Annotated in this window: 13 protein-coding genes; 9 read left to right on the forward strand and 4 right to left on the reverse strand. The window is 66.4% G+C overall.

The window, feature by feature from the left end:
• Window positions 1–7: 7 nt before the first annotated feature.
• Window positions 8–1750, reverse strand: a complete 1743-nt coding sequence (locus OKW87_RS14660) for a vWA domain-containing protein (protein ID WP_265540632.1) — start codon at window positions 1748–1750, stop codon at window positions 8–10.
• 217 nt (window positions 1751–1967) lie between these two features.
• On the opposite strand from OKW87_RS14660, the gene OKW87_RS14665 reads away from it, so the two are divergent.
• Window positions 1968–2945, forward strand: a complete 978-nt coding sequence (locus tag OKW87_RS14665; RefSeq protein ID WP_265540635.1) for a glycoside hydrolase family 43 protein — start codon at window positions 1968–1970, stop codon at window positions 2943–2945.
• Window positions 2946–2979: 34 nt separating this feature from the next.
• Window positions 2980–3954: an alpha/beta hydrolase gene (locus OKW87_RS14670; protein WP_265540637.1), complete on the forward strand. Its 975-nt coding sequence runs from the start codon at window positions 2980–2982 to the stop codon at window positions 3952–3954.
• A gap of 7 nt (window positions 3955–3961) precedes the next feature.
• On the opposite strand, the gene purD is transcribed toward OKW87_RS14670, so the two are convergent.
• Window positions 3962–5224: a phosphoribosylamine--glycine ligase gene (purD, locus tag OKW87_RS14675; RefSeq protein WP_265540639.1), complete on the reverse strand. Its 1263-nt coding sequence runs from the start codon at window positions 5222–5224 to the stop codon at window positions 3962–3964.
• Between purD and xseA the strand changes: the two genes are divergently transcribed.
• The 5 genes from xseA (at window position 5223) to OKW87_RS14700 (ending at window position 11955) form a co-directional block, all read left to right on the forward strand.
• The gene (xseA, locus tag OKW87_RS14680) at window positions 5223–6602 is read left to right on the forward strand and encodes an exodeoxyribonuclease VII large subunit (protein ID WP_265540640.1); all 1380 of its coding nucleotides are present in this window, start codon (window positions 5223–5225) and stop codon (window positions 6600–6602) included. The genes purD and xseA overlap by 2 nt on opposite strands.
• A gap of 29 nt (window positions 6603–6631) precedes the next feature.
• Complete coding sequence (locus OKW87_RS14685) at window positions 6632–6832, forward strand: DUF2093 domain-containing protein (protein ID WP_265540641.1); 201 nt, start codon at window positions 6632–6634, stop codon at window positions 6830–6832.
• Window positions 6829–7692, forward strand: coding sequence for a M23 family metallopeptidase (locus tag OKW87_RS14690; protein ID WP_265540642.1), 864 nt, complete (start codon window positions 6829–6831; stop codon window positions 7690–7692). The genes OKW87_RS14685 and OKW87_RS14690 overlap by 4 nt, the downstream gene beginning before the upstream one ends.
• Window positions 7693–7953: 261 nt before the next feature.
• Window positions 7954–11085 (forward strand): TonB-dependent receptor domain-containing protein, encoded by a 3132-nt coding sequence (locus OKW87_RS14695; RefSeq protein ID WP_265540643.1) that lies wholly within the window; start codon window positions 7954–7956, stop codon window positions 11083–11085.
• Between the two features lie 126 nt (window positions 11086–11211).
• On the forward strand, window positions 11212–11955 hold the full coding sequence (locus OKW87_RS14700; protein ID WP_265540644.1) for a 2OG-Fe(II) oxygenase: 744 nt from the start codon (window positions 11212–11214) through the stop codon (window positions 11953–11955).
• Between the two features lie 29 nt (window positions 11956–11984).
• On the opposite strand, the gene clpB is transcribed toward OKW87_RS14700, so the two are convergent.
• Together clpB and OKW87_RS14710 are read right to left on the reverse strand one after the other, a co-directional pair.
• A complete protein-coding gene (clpB, locus tag OKW87_RS14705; RefSeq protein WP_265540645.1) occupies window positions 11985–14564 on the reverse strand; it encodes an ATP-dependent chaperone ClpB in 2580 nt (859 codons plus the stop codon).
• A gap of 81 nt (window positions 14565–14645) precedes the next feature.
• Complete coding sequence (locus OKW87_RS14710; protein ID WP_265540646.1) at window positions 14646–16271, reverse strand: M20/M25/M40 family metallo-hydrolase; 1626 nt, start codon at window positions 16269–16271, stop codon at window positions 14646–14648.
• 151 nt (window positions 16272–16422) lie between these two features.
• Between OKW87_RS14710 and OKW87_RS14715 the strand changes: the two genes are divergently transcribed.
• Both OKW87_RS14715 and OKW87_RS14720 read left to right on the forward strand, forming a co-directional pair.
• Window positions 16423–19278: a M16 family metallopeptidase gene (locus OKW87_RS14715; RefSeq protein ID WP_265540647.1), complete on the forward strand. Its 2856-nt coding sequence runs from the start codon at window positions 16423–16425 to the stop codon at window positions 19276–19278.
• Window positions 19279–19293: 15 nt separating this feature from the next.
• Window positions 19294–19593, forward strand: coding sequence for a hypothetical protein (locus tag OKW87_RS14720; RefSeq protein WP_265540648.1), 300 nt, complete (start codon window positions 19294–19296; stop codon window positions 19591–19593).
• Window positions 19594–19653 lie beyond the last annotated feature (60 nt).

Consider the following 19653-nt stretch of genomic DNA (forward strand, 5'->3'; position numbering starts at 1 on the left):
GATTCCCTCAGTCGGTCGATCGCGGGGCCGGCCGCCCGCTTTCCGCCAGCCGCACCAGCCGCCCGAACTCGCTGCGCCAATAATCGCCCGAGCTGCCCGCCAATGCCCCGATCTGGGCATAACCATAGCCGTTCAGATATTTGTCGCCGCGCAGCCGCTGCCCGAAGGCGGCGACCGAAGTGACGAAGGCCATATCGCCGTGCGGCATGGTCGCGGTCCGCATCAGCCCGGCCGGCACCGCGCGCTCGATCAGCTTGGACGCCGTCTGGCCCGGCGCCTTGTAGCGGAGTTTGACGAAGGCGAGCTCGCCGCCGCGCCCGGCGGGCGCCCCGGCGCGATTGCCCTCGTAGCGCCGCTCGGCGGTCCAGCCCGGCGCGCCCACGGGCACCAGCTCATATAGGGCCGTCACCTGATGCCCCGCGCCGATATCGCCCGCATCCACCGCGTCATTGGCGAAATCCTCCTCGGCCAGCGCGCGATTCTCATAGCCGATCAGCCGATATTCCTTCACCTGCGCCGGATTGAACTCGACCTGGACCTTCACGTCCTTGGCGATGGTGAAGAGCGTGGCCGAGAGCTCGTCGTCGAGCACCTTCTGCGCCTCCATCGCGCTGTCGATATAGGCATAGTTGCCGTTGCCGACGTCGGCGATGCGCTCCATCATCGCCTCGTTGTAATTGCCCGTGCCGAAGCCGAGCGTGGTCAGCGTGATGCCGTCGTCGCGGTTCTTCTTGACCAGCTCCTCCAGCACCTTGTTGTCGCTGATGCCGACATTGAAATCGCCGTCCGTGGCCAGCAGGATCCGATTGATCCCGCCGCGCACATAATTGGCGCGCGCCACCGAATAAGCCAGCTGGATGCCCTGGCCGCCCGCGGTCGATCCACCCGCTTCCAGGCAGGAAAGCGCCGCCTTCACATAGTCCTTGCTCGACGTCGGCTCGAGCACCACTCCGGCCGCGCCGGCATAGACGACGATCGATACGCGATCGCGCGGGGTCAGCCGATCCGCCACCATCGTCAGCGCGCGCTTGACCAGCGGCAATTTGTCGGCGCTCGACATCGATCCCGATACGTCGACCAGGAACACCAGGTTCGCCGGCGGCCGTCCGCGCGCATCGACATCGTAGCCGCGAAGGCCGATCCGCATCAGCCGCGTGTCCGGGTTCCAGGGGGTGCGCGAAACATCGGTGGTGATGCTGAACGGCACGTCGCGGCTGGTCGGGCGGGGATAATCGTAGCGGAAATAGTTGATCATCTCCTCGGTCCGCACCGCTTCGGGCGGCACCTCGGCGCCTTGGGTCAGCATGCGGCGGACATTGGCATAGGCGCCGGTGTCGACATCGACCGAGAAAGTGGAGACGGGGGCTGCGAGCACGGACCGGATCGATGCGACTTCCTTGCCGTCATAGCGCTCGCGATTGCCGGGCGCGCCATAGACGGGCGGTGCGTACGCGCCACCGATCTTCGCACCGGTGACCCGCACCTCTGCGCTCGGCAGCGCCGCCATGTCGTGCGCCGTCACGCTGTCGCGCCGCGCCGATTGCGGAGGCGCAGGGGGCGGGGGCGGCGCATATCCCGGCTGCGCGGGATAGGCCCCAGTCCGCCCATAAGCGCCCGCGCCCGCCACGCAGCGCACCGGCGAATGGCGATCCTGCTGGCGTGCGGTCGGTCGGGATTGCGGCGCAGGCGGCGGCGCGGCGGAGGTCAGCAGGAGCGCGGAGCAACCGATCAACAAGGCGGAACGCGACATGAGTCTCTCCCCTATGGCACCCCGCCTTGCCGGCGGCATGGTCCAGTTGTTGCGCGACGGATATGACTCCCGGATGAATGGTGATGTTATCATGTATCAATCACGACTGGGGTCTGCCGCAGGCCTGTTGACGACGTCGCCGCCGGGGCTATCATCCGTCGCATAATCATAGAGAATGCACGGGGGGATGATGACGGGCCGCTTGGCTATTTGCCTGATGATGTTAGCGCTAACATGTTCGTGGCCCGCCGCAGGACAGACGGCGCCGGGTGCGCCGGCAGGTTCGAACCCAATCATCCGGGACAAGTTCACGGCCGATCCGGCACCGCTCGTCGTCGGCGATCGGCTCTATCTCTATGTCGGCCATGACGAAGCGCAGCGCGACGAGATGTTCAACATGCGCGAATGGCTGGTCTATTCGACGACGGACATGCAGCATTGGACCGACCACGGCCCGATCCTGAAGGTCGCCGACTTCAAGTGGGCCAAAAAGGACGCCTGGGCCGCGCAGGCGACGTTCAAGAATGGCAAATATTGGTTCTACGCCGCGGTCGAGCATGACGATACCCATCCCGGCAAGGCGATCGCCGTCGCGGTGTCGGATTCGCCCACCGGCCCGTCCATCGATGCAAAAGGCTCGGCGCTCATCACCAACCAGATGACCCCCAAGGGCACGCACAGCTGGGAGGATATCGATCCCACCATCTTCACCGACGATGACGGGACGAGCTGGATCGCATGGGGCAATCGCCAATGCTATATCGCCCGGCTCAAGCCCAACATGATCGAGATTGATGGCCCGATCACCGAGATCACCCCGCCGCATTTCGAGGAAGGCCCCTGGCTCCACAAGCGCGGCGCGCTTTACTATCTGACTTATGCCTCGCTCGATCGATCCACGCATCGCGACGAGAAGATTTCCTATGCCACCGCGCCCTCGATCCGCGGGCCCTGGACCCCGCGCGGCGAGCTGACCGGATCGGGCAGATACAGCTTCACGATCCATCCCGGCATCGCCGCGTTCAAAGGCAAATCCTATCTGTTCCTGCACAATGCCGCGCTGACGATCGGCGATCTCAACGGTGCCATCGGCCGCCGCGCCGTCACCGTCGAGCATCTCATATACACGCCCGAGGGCCTGATGAAGCCGGTGGTCCAGACCGATGCCGGCGTGTCGGTTCCGCCGTCTCGCTAATCCAATAATTTCCCACCCCGAAAGGAGAATCGCGATGCGCAACGAAAGCAGCAGGCGGCAGGAACTGCCATGGGCGAAGCGCGTGCGCGCCGCGCTGACGGCCGCCGCGGTCGCAACCGCCTGGACCCTCGCGCCGGCCGCGCAGGCGCAGGACGATCGGATGACGCCGATCGCCACTCCCGCGCAGCCGACCGCGATCGAGCTCGGCACCGGCGCGCTGCCCGGCGCGACTGCTTCCGAATCCTGGCATCGCCAATATGGCAGCACCTTCACCCGCAACGTCACCGTCGCGACGCTGACCCCGTTCCTGCCCGATCCCGCCAAGGCGACCGGCACCGCCGTCGTCGTGGCGCCGGGGGGCGGGTTCCGGACGCTCTCGATGGAGAATGAGGGCTGGGACGTCGCGCGTGCACTCGCCGCGCAGGGCGTGGCGGCCTTCGTGCTCAAATATCGGCTCAACCAGACGCCGGCGGACATGCCGGGCTTCGAAGCCTCGATGCGCGCGATGTTCTCAGGCGGCCCGCGCCCGCCGCGGCCGGCGCCCGAGGCGGCGATTGCGGGACTTGCGCCGCAGATCGCCGATGCGCGCGCCGCCTTCGCGCTGATCCGCCGTCGCGCGAAGGAATGGCGCGTCCAGCCCGATCGCATCGGCATGGTCGGCTTCTCGGCCGGGGCGATGCTGACGATGGCGACGACGCTCGCCGGGCAGGATGCGAAGCCCGCCTTCATCGGCAACATCTATGGTCCGCTGTCGGCGATGACCGCGCCCACGGACGCGCCGCCGATGTTCGTGGCGCTCGCGGCCGACGATCCGCTGTTCGGCGCTCCCGAATATGGCCTGATCGACGCCTGGCGGACCGCGAAGCGTCCGGTCGAGTTCCACCTCTACGAACAAGGCGGACACGGATTCGGCATGTATCCGAAGACGACCACCAGCACGGGCTGGTTCGGCGCCTTCGCCAGCTGGATGCGGATGCACGGGTGGCTGGGGACGACGGCGACGCCCTAGCGCGAGGCTATCCCTCGCGCGCAACCTCGCGCCAGCCGATATCCCGCCGGCAGAAGCCGCTCGGGAAATCCAGCGCGTCCACCGCGCGATAGGCCGCCGCCTGCGCCGCGCTTACGCTTCGGCCGGTGGCGGTGACGTTCAGCACGCGCCCGCCGCTGGCCACCAGCGTCTCGCCGTCCAGCCGCGTGCCGGCCTGGAACACAAGCGCGCCGGTCGCCTGCGCCGCGTCGATCCCGCGGATCGCGCCGCCGGTCTCGGGCGTGCCCGGATAGCCTTTCGCCGCCATCACCACCGTGAGCGCGGTCTCGTCCGAAAAGACCGGATCGGGGCGTCCGGCCAGCTCGCCTTTCGCGGTCGCCAGCATCAGCTCGAGCAGGTCGCCCTGATAGCGCAGCATCAGCACCTGGCATTCGGGGTCGCCGAACCGCGCATTATATTCGATCAGCTTCGGGCCGACGCGCGTGAGCATCAGCCCGGCATAGAGCACCCCCGAATAAGGCGATCCCATCCGCGCCATCGCCTCCACCGTGGGGCGCACGATCGTGTCGATCGCGATCCGCTCCAGCGCGGGTGTCAGCACGGGGGCGGGGCTATAGGCGCCCATCCCGCCGGTGTTCGGCCCGCTATCCCCTTCGCCGACGCGCTTGTGATCCTGCGCCGATCCGAACGGCACGATCGTCGTCCCGTCGGTCAGTACGAACAGGCTGGCCTCCTCGCCCTCCAGGAACTCCTCGATCACCGCGCTGCCGCCTGCATCGGCGAAAATCGCCTCCAGCGCCGCCACCGCTTCCGCGTGCGAGAAAGCGATCGTCACGCCCTTGCCCGCGGCGAGCCCGTCGGCCTTGATCACCACCGGCAGGCTGAAATCGACCAGCGCCGCGACTCCGCCCGCGCAGGAGCGGACATGGACATAGCCCGCGGTGGGTATCCCCTCGCGCAGGCACAGATCCTTGGTAAAGCCCTTCGAACCCTCCAGCCGCGCCGCGCCCTTGTCGGGCCCGAACACGCCGATCCCCATCATCCGCAGATTGTCGCCGAGGCCGGACACCAGGGGAGCCTCGGGCCCGATCACCACGAAGCCGATCGAATTGCGCCGACAGAAATCGATCACCGCGCGATGGTCGTCGATCGCGATTTCGGCGAGTTGGGCATGCTCGGCTATTCCCGGATTGCCCGGCGCGGCGTAGAGCGTGCCCAGCAGCGGCGATTGCGCGAGCTTCCAGGCGAGCGCATGTTCGCGGCCCCCCGATCCCAGTAGCAGGACGTTCATGCCCGATCCCTTCTTCGATTCCCCGACGGGGCGGCTCGTAGCCGAGCAGATGCCGGGGGACAACGCGGCCGCGATGAGCGTCAGCGAACTTTCGTCGAAGCTCAAGCGGATGGTCGAGGGCGAGTTCGGCCATGTCCGGCTGCGCGGCGAGATTTCGGGCTGGAAGCGCGCCGCCTCGGGCCATGCCTATCTGTGCCTCAAGGATGCCGATGCGATCATCGACGGGGTGATCTGGCGCGGCGCGGCGGCGGCGTTGGCCTTCGCGCCCCAGGACGGCGTCGAAGTGATCGTCACCGGCAAGCTCACCACTTATCCCAGCCGCTCGCGCTACCAGATCGTGATCGAGCGGATGGAGCTCGCCGGCGAAGGCGCACTGATGGCGCTGTTCGAGAAATTGAAGGCCAAGCTGGCCGGGGAGGGGTTGTTCGAAGCTTCTGCCAAGAAGTCGCTGCCCTATATGCCGCGCACGATCGGGGTGGTGACCTCCCCCACCGGCGCGGTGATCCGCGACATCCTCCACCGGCTGGCGGATCGTTTCCCCAGCCATGTCCTCGTCTGGCCGGTGAAGGTCCAGGGCGAGGGATCGGCGGCGGAGATCGCCGCGGCGATCCGCGGCTTCGATTCGATCCAGCCCGGCGGCAAGATCGCGCGGCCGGACCTGCTCATCGTCGCGCGCGGCGGCGGCTCGATCGAGGATCTGTGGGCGTTCAACGAGGAAGTGGTGGTCCGCGCCATCGCCGCCTGCACGATCCCGGTGATCTCGGCCGTGGGGCATGAGACCGACACCAGCCTCGCCGACTTCGCCGCCGATCTGCGCGCGCCGACCCCCACCGCCGCCGCCGAGATCGCCGTGCCGGTGCTCGCCGACGTCCGCCACACCGTCGCCACGCTGGCGCTGCGTACCGAGCGCTGTGCTCGCCGCTATCAGGAGCGGGCAAGCGAGCGTCTGGGCGCGCTCGTCCGCATCCTCCCGCGCCGGGACGCTTTGCTCGGCCCGCAACGGCAGAAGATGGACGATCTGGCCGGGCGGCTCGGTCGCGCGCTCGAGCGCCGGGTCGGCGTCGCCCGCTCGCAGCTCGATCGCGGCGCCGGCGCGCTGCGCCCCGCCATCCTCGACCAGCGCCTCGCCGCCGCGCGCCAGCGGCTCGAAGGCGTCGGCCGCCACCTCGATCTGGTCCACCCCAATCGCCCCCTTGAAAAGGGCTATGCCTGGGTCGAGGCCCGCGGCACGCACAAGGTCGTCGCCACCGCCGAGGGAGCCCGCGCCGCGCAGGCGGTCACGCTCCACTTCATCGATGGCTCGGTCGATGCCAAGGTGGAGCGCGCGCCCGGCAAGCCCGCCCCTCCAGTCAAGCCCCAGCAGCCAAGCTTGCTCTAGACTCCAACCTGAACCAGAAAGGCCTGACGATGCTGATGTCCAACTCCGCCCGCGCCGCGCGGCTCCATTATATGGCCAACAGCTTCCGCGTGCTCGCCCCCGGCGATCATGTCGCCTGCGCGGTCAGCGGCGAGCGCATCCCGCTCGAGGAGCTGCGCTATTGGAGCGTATCCCGCCAGGAAGCCTATGCCAGCGCCCGGCTGGCCGCCGAAGCGCTGCACGGCGTGTGAGCCTGGTCCGCGCTTCTTTCCTGGCGGTCGCCTTGGGGCTTGTCGGCGCCGCCTCGGGTGCGCCCGCCGCTTCCACGGCCCAGACCGCCAGCGCCAATCGCTTCGCGATCGACGGCGCGCTGATGCAGGGCGGCGCCGTCCTCGGCACCGCGCCGCAAGGTGCCACCCTGCTCACGCTGGACGGAGTCCCGGTCCGGATCGCGCCCGATCGTCGCTTCCTGATTGCCTTCGATCGCGATGCCGGGCCGAGCGCCACTCTGGTTGCCCGCTTGAGCGACGGCCGCGAAATCCGCCAGCAGCTCACCATCGCGCCCCGCGCCTGGGCGATCTCGCGGCTCGACCGGCTTCCCAAATATCCGGTGCCCCAGCCCGAATTCCAGCGCCGCCGGCCCGCCGAGCTGGCGCAGATCAGCGCCGCCCGAGCGATGCAAGGCGAATCGGCGGGGTGGCGCCAGGACTTCCTCTGGCCGGTCACGGGCCGCATCTCGACGATGTTCGGCTCGCAGCGTATCTATGCGGGCGAACCCGGCGCCTTCCATTCGGGGGTCGACATCGCCCGCCCCACCGGCACGACGGTGCTGGCCCCCGCGGACGGCGTGGTCGTGCTAGCCACCGCCGCGCCCTTCACGCTGGAAGGCAATCTGATCCTCATCGATCATGGCATGGGGCTGAACAGCGCGTTCGTGCATCTGTCGCGGATCGACGTGAAGCTGGGCGCGCACGTCCGTCGCGGCCAGCCGATCGGCGCGGTGGGGAATAGCGGTCGCGCGACGGGTCCGCATCTGCACTGGAGCATGAAGTGGCGCGATGCGCGGATCGATCCGTTGCTTGTCGCAGGGCCGATGCCAGTCGCAGAATGATGCAGCAATTTCGCGCTGCAACATAATTTAACAATGCGCCGCCCTGCTGCGCAACAATACAACCCACCTTGTGTCTTTTTAGCTACAGTCCCTCCAAAAGGCGGACGCCCAACCTGAATGCCCGCTTTACAGCGAGCAGGCCCGCCTTCATCCAGCATCGCAAGCTTTGCCCGACCTGCGTGCTGCGCATGCGAGGGGAGAGCGGGGAGACACCCCGGGTCTGTCGCAAGGCGACATGATTCGGAAAAGCGAGGGAATTTCATGACCAAGACGCAAATCACACGCGGTCTGCGCGGTGGCACGGCGCTTTCGGCGCTCGTTCTCGCCGGCACGCTGTTCGCTGCGCCCGCGGTGGCGCAGGACGCCGCCGGCCAGCCGGGCACGCAGAACTCGCCCGCCGAGACCACGGCGCAGGACGAGCAGACCACCCAGTCGAACCAGGACAACACCGGCGGCGACATCGTCGTTACCGGCTCGCTGTTCCGTCGCACCAATGCCGAAACGCCTTCGCCGGTCACGGTGATGAGCGCAGAGTCGCTGCAGCAGCGCGGCATCAATACCGTTGCCGAAGCAGTGCAGCGCGTATCGGCCAACGGCGCCGGCAACATCACGCAGGGCTGGAACACCGGTTCGAACTTCGCGACCGGCGCGAACGCGGTTTCGCTGCGCGGCCTGACCGTGCAGTCGACCCTGACCATCTTCGACGGCCTGCGCATGGCGCCGTATCCGCTCGCGGATGACGGCTCGCGTAACTTCGTCGATCTGAACACGATCCCGAACGCGATCATCGACCGGATCGAAATCCTTCGTGACGGTGCATCGTCGACCTACGGCGCAGACGCCGTGGCCGGCGTGGTCAACGTGATCACGAAGAAGGAAATCCAGGGTCTCCACCTGAACGCGTCTGCTGGCATCTCGCAGCAGGGTGACGCGGCCGAGCAGCGTTTCGACGCCACCTACGGCTACGGCAATCTCGACGAACAGGGCTTCAACTTCTACGTCAACGGCGAATATCAGCGCCAGGAAGCCCTGTACGCGCGCGATCGCGGCTATCCGTTCAACACCTCTGACCTCAGCCGGGTTTGCGGCACGGCAAACGGCCAGAACCCACTGTTCCCGTCGGGCTCGAAGGTCTGCCAGGCGAACGGCGTTCGTAACGCGCTCACGCCGAACACCGGTGCTGCGATCAGCCCGACGCTGTATCCGTTCACCTATAACGGTACGTCTGCAACCCCGGTTGCAAGCGTCCGTCCGGTCGACGCCGCCGGCGCCGCGGTCCCTGGCCAGCTGTTCCGCCTGCTCAACACCGCGGCCGGCTGCCGGGATCTGACTCCGATCCAGGTTCCGTTGAACGGCCAGGGTGGCACCGCAACCGCAGGCGGCACGCTTCAGTGCAGCCTCGACGCGCGCGCTACCTACTCCCAGCTCCAGCCCGAGCAGGAGCGTCTTGGCTTCGCGGGTCGGTTCACGGCGAAGCTCGGCGACGACATCGAGTTCTACGCCGCGGGCAACTACTACCAGGTGAAGACTGCCACCACCGCCGCCCCCAGCGGCTTCACCGGCAGCCTTCCGACGCCGAATCCGCAAGGTTTCGCCCAGCCGTCGAACCTGTTTCTGCCGGTCTATGTCTGCGCCGCTGGCCAGGGCAGCCTGACGAACCTGAACACGGGTTGCACGGCCGCCAACGGTACGCTCAACCCGCAGAACCCCTTCGCCGCTGCCGGCCAGCGCGCGCAGGTTCTTCAGACCTATGACCGTGAGCGCAGGCTCAACACCGAGGGACGCAGCCTTCGTGCGGCCATGGGTGTCAGCGGCACGTTCGGCGACGGATGGGGCTTCGAAGTCGAAGCCAGCGCGTCGCAGGTCCAGCTCGACGTGATCAACGAGAATGTCGTCATTCCGCAGCGTCTGTGGAATGCAGCGGCACGTGGCCAGTACAATTTCTCCAATCCGGCCGCGAACACGCAGGCGGTTCGTGACTACGTCGCGCCGCTCAGTAAGAATCGTTCGGTGTCCGATCTGTGGCAGGTTTCGGCCACGCTCCAGAAGGAACTGTTCCAGCTTCCTGGTGGTGCTCTCGGCGTTGCAGCCGGCGTTGCCTATCGTCACGAGTCGATCGACAACCCGTCGGCAAACCCGGAGAACCTTCAGACCCCGTACGATCGCTATTTCGTGATCAACGCGGTCGGTGCAGTCGGCAGCCGCGAAGTGAAGTCGGCCTTCTACGAAATCTCGGCGCCGATCTTCGATCAGCTCGAGGTGAGCGCAAGCGGCCGTTACGACGATTATTCGTCGGGCCAGTCGAACTTCTCGCCGAAGTTCGGTGCCAAGTTCACCCCGATCCCGCAGCTCGCGGTTCGTGGTACCTGGTCGAAGGGCTTCCGTATTCCTTCGTTCAACGAAGCGTTCGGCCTGCCGACAACCGGATATGTTACGTTCACGCTTAATCGTAACGATCCGGCACAGGCAGCGTTCATCGCTGCGCATGGCGGCAACGCTTATGCCACGGCCGGCTTCCCGGTCGGTCTGACCTCGACCGGCAATCCTTCGCTGGATCCGGAGAAGTCGACCAGCTGGACTGTTGGCGGCATCTTCGAGCCGATCCGTAACGTCAGCTTCACCGTCGATTACTGGAACATCGAAGTCCGGGACATCATCGGCGGCGCGGACTATTCGGGTGTGCAGGCCGCTTACTATGCCAACAACGGCGTAGTGAACATCCCGGGCCTCAACGTGTTGCCGGGCGTGCCCGACATCAACTTCCCGAACGCTCTGCCGCATCTCGGCTTCATCGAATATTCGTTCCAGAACAACGACTCGCAGCGCGTGTCGGGCATCGATCTGGGCGCGAACGTTCGGTTCCCCTTCCTGGGCGCGACGTTCAACAGCTCGTTCGAAGCATCCTATCTGATGAAGTTCGAAAAGACGATCGGTGGTAACGTGCAGCGGTATGACGGCACGCTCAGCCCCTGCGACGTTACGTCGTGCTCGGGTGCGCCGAAGTGGCGTGGCAGCTGGCAGAACACCGTCGAAGTCGGCGGCTTCACCGGCTCGGTCACGGCTTACTACACGGACGGCTATGATCTGGCCTCGGTCGATTACGGCGGCGTCAAGGGCGACTGCCTGGGCAGCCTGGGTAACTCGATCTCGACCTATCAGGACGGCACCACCCCGGTGCTCTGCGAAGCGAAGGCCCAGTGGAACGTCGATCTGTCGCTGAGCCAGCGCGTGAGCGACAACTTCACCATCTATGCGAACGTGCTGAACGTTCTCGGGATCGATCCCGTCTACGATCCGAGCGCCGCATATCACATCTTCCAGTTCAACCCTTCGTGGGGTGGTCCGAACATCATGGGCCGCTACTTCCGCGTCGGCGCGCGGGTCAGCTTCTGAGCTGAGCCTCGTGTGAAAAATTGGGGCGGCTTCGCAAGAAGCCGCCCTTTTTTTGTCCGCCCAAGGCGTGAATAGAGACGTTCTCGATTCGGAAGAATCGTCGGGTAATGTGGAGCAAGGTTGCGCGTGATCAGGATCAATCCCGCCCATGATCCGGCGGTACTCGCCGACGCCTTCAAGGCGAGCCGCCGGATGCAGGTCCGGGACTTCTTCGTTCCCGCGGACGCGGAGCGCATCCACGACGTGCTGAGCACGGCCACCCCCTGGTGGCTCGTCTACAATGTCGGCAGCAAGGTGGAGCAGCTACCGCCGGAATATCTCGCGACGCTGAGCCAGGCGCAGTTGAACCAGATGCTGCATGGCATTCAGGAGCGCGCCCGGACGCAATATCAGTTCCTGTATCAATTCTATCCGATGGTCTCGACCTACTTCACGCCGACGGCAAAGCCGGCGCCCATCCTGGCGGCCTACGAGTTTCTCAATTCACCGGCTTCGCTGGATTTCTTCCGGACGCTGACCGGGCGGCCCGATATCAAATGGGCGGATGCCCAGGCCACGCTGTATCGTTCCGGCAACTTCCTGAAATCGCATAGCGATCTGGACGAGGGGGGGCACCGCGTGGCGGCCTATGTGCTCAACTTCACCAAATTGTGGGAGCGCGACTGGGGCGGCTATCTGCAGTTCTTCGACGAACAGCACGATATCGAGCAGGCCTATCGCCCCATTTTCAATGCGCTCAACATTTTCGGTGTCCCCCAGGATCATAGCGTCGGGATGGTGTCGTCCTTCTGTTACGGCTTGCGCTATTCGATCACCGGCTGGCTGCGCAGCGACGCGCCGCCCGGCAGCTTTGGGCGCGTTGCCGGCTGAGCCGGGCGGCGACGGCCGCCCTGCGCGAACTAGCCGACGCTGAGCAGCAGCGCCCCATCTCCCTCGTCGATCCGCACCACCGAACCATCCTTTACGTCGCCGCTCAGGATCAGGTCCGCGAGCGGGTCCTGCACATAGCGCTGGACCGCGCGCTTGAGCGGGCGGGCGCCATAGACGGGGTCGTAGCCGACCCGGCCCAGCCACGCCCGCGCCGCATCGCTCAGCTCGATGCGGATCTTGCGATCGGCCAGCAGCTTCGCCACCCGGCCCAGCTGGATGTCGACGATCGGCGCCATATGTTCGGGCGCGAGCCGGTGGAACAGGATGATCTCGTCGAGCCGGTTGAGGAATTCGGGGCGGAAATGCGCGCGCACCACGTCCATCACCTGCGGCTCGACATCCTCGACCTTCTGCCCGTCGCCAAGGCTGGACAGATATTGGCTGCCCAGGTTCGACGTCAGGATGATGATCGTGTTCGAGAAATCGACCGTGCGGCCCTGGCCGTCGGTCAGCCGCCCGTCGTCGAGCACCTGGAGCAGGACGTTGAACACGTCCGAATGCGCCTTCTCCACCTCGTCGAACAGCACCACCTGATAGGGCCGACGGCGAACCGCTTCGGTTAGCACGCCGCCCTCCTCATAACCGACATAGCCCGGGGGGGCGCCGATCAGCCGGGCGACGGCATGCTTTTCCATAAACTCGCTCATGTCGATGCGGACCATCGCCGAGCTGTCGTCGAACAGGAATTCGGCGAGCGCCTTGGTCAGTTCGGTCTTGCCCACGCCGGTGGGCCCAAGAAACAGGAAGGAGCCGAGCGGCCGATTGGGATCCTGCAGTCCCGCGCGGCTGCGGCGCACCGCGGTAGCGATCGCCTTCACCGCATCGGCCTGGCCGATCACCCGTTTGCCGAGCTCGCCTTCCATGTTGAGCAGCTTCGAGCGCTCGCCCTCCAGCATCCGCTCCATCGGGATTCCGGTCCAGCGCGCGACCACCGCGGCGATGTCGTCGGCGGTCACCTCCTCGCGCAGCATCGCGCCCTTGGTGGTCGCCTGCGCCTCTTCCAATTGCTTGTTCAGCGCAGGAAGGGTGCCGTAGTTGAGCTCGGCCATCTTGGCGAGATCGCCCGAACGCTGCGCCTGCTCGAGCTCGATCCGTGCCGCCTCGATCTGCTCCTTGATCCGGGATTCGGCGTTGATCTTGTCCTTTTCGGCAAGCCAGCGCGACGTCAGCTCGCTCGATTGCTGCTCGAGATTGGCGAGTTCGCTTTCGATCTTCGCCAGCCGGTCCTTCGACGCCGCATCGCTCTCCTTCTTGAGGGCCTCGCGCTCGATCTTGAGCTGGATGATGCGGCGATCGAGATTCTCGATCTCCTCGGGCTTGGACTCGACTTCCATGCGGATCCGGCTCGCGGCCTCGTCCATCAGATCGATCGCCTTGTCGGGCAGGAAGCGATCGGTGATGTAGCGATTGGAGAGGGTAGAGGCCGCGACGAGCGCGCTGTCGGTGATCCGCACGCCGTGGTGCAGCTCGTACTTTTCCTTGAGCCCGCGCAGGATCGAGATCGTATCCTCGACCGTCGGCTCGCCGACGAACACCGGCTGGAAGCGCCGCTGCAGCGCGGGGTCCTTCTCGACATATTTGCGATACTCGTCGAGCGTCGTCGCGCCGATGCAGTGCAGCTCGCCGCGCGCCAATGCCGGCTTGAGCAGGTTCGATGCGTCCATCGCGCCATCGGTCTTGCCCGCCCCGATCAGCGTGTGCATCTCGTCGATGAAGAGGATGATGTCGCCCGCGGCGGCCTTCACTTCGTCGAGCACGCCCTTCAGCCGTTCCTCGAATTCGCCGCGATATTTCGAGCCTGCGATCAGGCTGCCCATATCGAGCGCCATCAGCTTGCGGTCCTTGATCCCGTCGGGGACGTCGCCGTTGACGATGCGCAGCGCGAGGCCCTCGGCGATCGCGGTCTTGCCCACGCCGGGTTCGCCGATCAGGACGGGGTTGTTCTTGGTGCGGCGCGCGAGGATCTGGATCGTCCGGCGGATTTCCTCGTCGCGGCCGATGACCGGATCGAGCTTGCCGTCCCGCGCCGCTTCGGTGAGGTCGCGCGCGAACTTCTTGAGCGCGTCGAAGCGATCCTCGGCGCCGGCGCTGTCGGCGGTGCGGCCGGCGCGGATCTTCTCGATCGTCGCGCTCAGCGCCCGCGGGGTCAGGCCGGCGGCGGCAAGCGCCTTGCCCGCTGCCGTCGTCGAGGCCAGCGACAGCGCGAGCAACAGCCGCTCGACCGTGACGAAGGCATCGCCCGACTTGGCGGCGAGTTGCTCGGCCGAATCGAGGATGCGGACGGCGTCATTGTCGAGCCCCGGGGTCTGCTGCGCACCGCCGCCGGAGACCGCGGGCACCTTCGCCAGCGCCGCATCGGTTTCGGCCAGCGCGCGCTTGGGATCGCCACCGGCACCGCCGATCAGGCCGCTCGCCATGCCCTGCTCGTCCTCGAGCAACGCCTTGAGCAGATGCTCGGGCGAAATCCGCTGGTGGCTCATGCGGATCGCCACGGTCTGCGCCGACTGGAGGAATCCCTTGGCGCGATCGGTGAATTTTTCGAGGTTCATGTCATCCCCTGATGTCGTATCGCCTCAGATATGGTGTGACCAAATAGCAACACAAGGATGGCGGGACGCAGGGAGAGATTTTCACTTTGCCGGCCGGACTGCCCGCGGCGCACCCTTCGCGAAGCGGTCGCCGAAGCTGTTGCCCTCATACCAGCGCGGTGCCTCGGCCGCGTCGGCGATCTCGCGCGCGATCAGATAGTTCAGCCGCGCGAACTTCGCCCCCGCCGCGCAATCGAACGGCAGGCCGGGCTGGTCCGATACCTTGTGATAATGCGTCGCCAGGAAGTCGCGAAACGCTTTCTCGCCGCCATTCTTGAATCCGGTCATCAGGAAGACCGAGGGCACCCCCGCCTTGACGAAGCTGTAATGGTCCGAGCGCAGGAAGAAGTTCTCCTCGGGCATCGGATCGGGCGAGACGGTGACGCCCATCCGCGCGCCGGCGCGCTCGACGATCTCGCCCATCGTCGAATGTTCGGCGCCATAGGCGACCACGTCCTGGAAATCGTAGAGCAGGATCGGCATGTCGAGGTTGACGTCGGCGACGAGCTTGCCCGCGCCGGTCACCGGATAGCGGGCAAGATAGGAAGAGCCGAGCAGCCCGTCTTCCTCCGCGATGAGCGCCACGAAGACGACCGAGCGTTTGGGCCGGACCCCGCTCGCCGTGAAGGCGCGCGCCGCCTCGAGCATCGTCGCGACCCCGGCGGCATTGTCCATCGCGCCGTTGAAGATCTGGTCGCCTTCGCGCGCCCGATCGACCCCGACATGATCGAGATGCGCCGAGAGCATGACATATTCGGCGGCAAGCGCGGGATCGGATCCGGGCAGGATACCGATCACGTTCGGGCTCCGGACGATGCGGACCTTGCTCGTCCGTGCGGTGGTGAGGCGCGGCGCGAGCGCGAAGCCCTTGACCGGCCCGGCCAGAGCCGCGGCGAAGACCTGCTCGGCAGACATCGGCGCGCCCGCGAACAGCGCCTTGGCGGCGGTCGGGTTGATATAGGCGCCGATCTGCACGCCCGGATCCTCGCCGCCCGGAAAGCCGCTCGGGCTCAGCCAGTTGGTCTGCGGCTCACGGAAATAGCCGGTCGCCTGGAGCCAGGGGAAGGCGCCGCGCAGATTGTCCGGACTGATCAGATAGAGCACACCCAGCGCGCCGTGGCGCCCCGCGATCACCGGCCGATCGCTGCCCCCGGCGGCGCGCGCCGCCTCCTGCGTCACGCCCTTGGGCAGGCCGATCAGGGTGACGACGAACTTGCCCTTCACGTCGAGCCCGGCATAATCGGACTCGAGCCCGTAGCCGACGAACACCGCCTCGCCCGACAGCGTCTGGGTGTCGTTGCCGTAGCGCGGGCTGGCCGAGATCAGCACGTCGCCGCCGTTGGTGAATTTGGTCGTGCCGATGGTCAGCGTGGCGGGCTTGGCGTCGTCGAGCGCATGTTCGGCGAGCGGCACCTGCTGATACCAGCCGCCGTCGTTGCCGCCGGGCTTGAGTCCCAGAGCCTGGAAGCGATTGGCGACGAACAGCGCGGCAATGTTATGCCCGCGCGCGCCGGCGTCGCGGCCCTCGAGCTGGTCGTCGGCGAGGAAGGTTATGTCCGCGTGGATCGCATCGGCTCGGAATATGGGTTCGGCGGGGGCAGGCTGGGCGAGCGTCGGCGCCGCGGCGAAGGCCAGCGAAAATGCGATGGAAAACAAAGCGATGCGCATAGCCAGGTCTTTCGGGGGGACGCTCCAGGTTCAAGGCTAGTGCAAATGAGGTGGGGCGCAAAGGGCCAGGACGCGCGCCGGATTCGGTTGCAGCGCATAGGGGGCACGTTATGATCCGCCATCCTCGCTTTTCCGAAACGGTTTGAACCCCATGAAATCCTTCCAGATGCTTTGCAGCGCCGCTACCCTGGCGCTCGCCACCGCTTCTCTGCCCGCCGCCGCGCAACAGACCGTCGCGCCCGCGGCCAAACCGGCGCCGGTCGCCGAGCTCGTGAAGCGCGTCGATATCCCCTATGAGAGCTTCACGCTCGCCAACGGCCTGCGCGTGATCGTCCATACCGATCGCAAGGCGCCGATCGTCGCGGTCTCGACCTGGTACGATGTCGGCTCGAAGCATGAGCCCAAGGGCAAGACCGGCTTCGCGCACCTGTTCGAGCATCTGATGTTCAACGGATCGGAAAATGCGCCGGGCGATTTCTTCGAGCCGCTCAAGCAGGCGGGCGCCACCGATTTCAACGGCACGACCAGCTTCGACCGGACCAATTATTTCGAGACCGTGCCGCGCCCCGCGCTCGATCGCGCCTTGTTCCTAGAAAGCGATCGGATGGGCTATCTGCTCGGCGCGATCGGCCAGGAGGTGCTCGACGAGCAGCGCGGCGTCGTCCAGAACGAGAAGCGCCAGGGCGATACCCAGCCTTATGGCCTGCTTTATTACAAGCTGCTCGACGAGCTGCTCGCGGGCACGCCTTATGGCCATAATGTCATCGGCTCGATGGCCGATCTCGATGCGGCGAGCCTGGAGGATGTGAAGAACTGGTTCCGCTCGCATTATGGGCCCAACAATGCGGTGCTGGTGCTGGCCGGCGATATCGACGCGAGGGAAGCGCGTCCGCTAGTCGAGAAATATTTCGCGGCGATCAAGCCGGGTCCGAAGACGGTGGCTCCCAAAGTCGAAATCCCGACGCTGCCGCAGGCCAAGACCGTGGTGATGAAGGACCGCGTCGCGGCGACGCTGATCCTGCGCAGCTGGGCGGTGCCGGGAATGAATGACGCCGATGCGGTGCCGCTCGAAGTGTTTGGCGAAGTGCTGGGAGGGCTCGCCAGCTCGCGGCTCGACAATGCGCTGGTGCGCGGCGAGAAACTGGCGGTGCAAGTGTCCGCCGGGGTCCAGTCGATGTCGCAGCTGAGCATGTTTCAGGTGCAGGCGATCGTCAGGCCGGGCGTCGATCCCGCGACGGTGAACAAGCGGCTCGACGCGATCATCGCCGATCTGATCCAGAACGGCCCGACCGCCGACGAAGTCCAGCGCGTCGCGACCACCAACGTCTCTGGCCGCATCTTCGGCCTCGAATCGGTCGGCGGCTTCGGCGGCAAGGCGGTCGCTCTGGCTTCGGGCGAGCTCTATTCGGGCGATCCCGCTTTCTACAAAAAGCAGCTCGAGGCGATGGCGCGGGTGACGCCGGAGCAGGTCCGCGCCGCGGGCCGCAAATGGCTGACTCGCCCCGCGCTCACGCTGATGGTCGAGCCCGGCCAGCGCGATGCCTATGAGGAAGCGCAGGCGCCTGTTGCCGCCGCGCCGAAGCCCGCGGCGCCGGCCCAGCCGGCGGTGCAGGGCACGCGCGGCGCCCTGCCCGGCGTGGCGGCGATCGGCGATCTCGATTTCCCCGACGTCCGCCGCGCCAAGCTCTCCAACGGCATCGAGCTGATCTACGCCCATCGCGATGCGGTGCCGACCACGCAGGTTGTGATCAGCTTCGATGCGGGCGTCACCGCCGACCCGGACGGCAAGCTCGGCACCCAGAGCCTGGCGCTGTCGCTGATCGACGAAGGCACGACGACCAGGGATTCGAGCGCGATCGCCGAGGCGCGCGAGCGGCTGGGCGCGACGATCGGCGCGGGCAGCTCGGCCGATCGCACCTATCTGTCGGTAGCGATGCCGAGCCCCAATCTCGCCGGCTCGCTCGATCTGTTCGCCGACGTCGTCCGCAATCCGGCCTTCGCGCCCGGCGAAGTCGAGCGCCTGCGCGCCAGCCTGCTCACCAGCATCGCCGCCGAGCTGACCACCCCGGCGGGGCTCGCCAATCGCGCGCTGCCGCCTTTGGTCTATGGCGCGCGCAACCCTTATGCGAAGCTGGCCGCTGGCTCGGGCGATCCCGCCGTGGTGAAGGCGCTGACCCGCGACGATCTGGTCGCCTTCTACCGCGCCTGGATCCGCCCCGATAAGGCGAAGATCTTCGTCGTCAGCGATCGTCCGCTGACCGAAGTGCAATCAGCGCTGGAGGCGCGCTTCGGCAGCTGGCGTGGGCAGGGGCCCGCCGGGGTCAAGGCGTTTGCGGTCGCCCCGCAACAGGTCGCGCCCAGGATCGTGCTGATCGATCGGCCCGATTCGCCGCAATCGCTGATCCTGGCGGCGCAGATGACACCGCTCAAGCCGACCGACGAGCTGCTCACCCACTTGACCGCCAACCAGGTACTCGGCTCGGGCTTCCTGTCGCGGATCAACATGGAACTGCGCGAGAACAAGCATTGGTCCTACGGCGCGGGCGGCGGGTTCAACTGGCTGGAGCAGGCGGTGCCCTACACGATCAGCGCGCCGGTGCAGTCTGATCGCACCGGCGATTCGATTCGGGCGATCCAGGCGCAGGTCCGCGATTTCCTGGGGACCAAGGGCGTGACCGCGGCCGAGCTGACGCGCGAGATCAACGGCACGACTCGCGAGCTGGCGGGGCGCTACGAAACCTCGGGGGCAGTGCTCTCGGCTATGCAGCAGAACGACATCCGCCACCGGCCGGACGATTTCTACGATAGCGTCGCGCAAAAATATCGGGCGATGACCGCGGCCCAGCTTGACGCTGCGGCACGCGCCGCTTTGGACCCGGACAAGTTCGTCTGGGTGGTCGTCGGCGACGCCGCGAAGGTCAAGCCGCAGCTTGACAGCATCGGCCTGCCTGTCGAGGTGGTCCCGGCAGCGGCGGTTGCGACTCCGGCTGCTTCCGCGGCGAAATAATCAGGAGAGACGAACATGGCGAATGTGGATGGCAGCTGGGATACGGTAGCCAAGACCCCGATGGGTGACCAGAAGTCGACGCTGACCGTGCAGAGCGCGGGCGATACCTTCACCGGCACCTTTTCGGGCGCGATGGGCAATACCGAAGTCAAGGACGGCAAGGTCGACGGCGATCGCCTGACCTTCACGATCGACATCACCGTGCCGATGCCGATGTCGCTGACCGGCGACGTCACCGTGGATGGCGACACGATCAACGGCACCGTCACCGCGGGTGCCTTCGGCGCCTTCCCGATCTCGGGCACGCGCGCCTGAGACCAGGCTTCGGCTGAGAAATAAGGGGCTCGCTTCCGATCGGAGGCGAGCCCTTTTTTT

This window comes from Sphingomonas sp. M1-B02, from assembly GCF_026167525.1.
In the GTDB taxonomy this organism is placed as follows: domain Bacteria; phylum Pseudomonadota; class Alphaproteobacteria; order Sphingomonadales; family Sphingomonadaceae; genus Sphingomonas.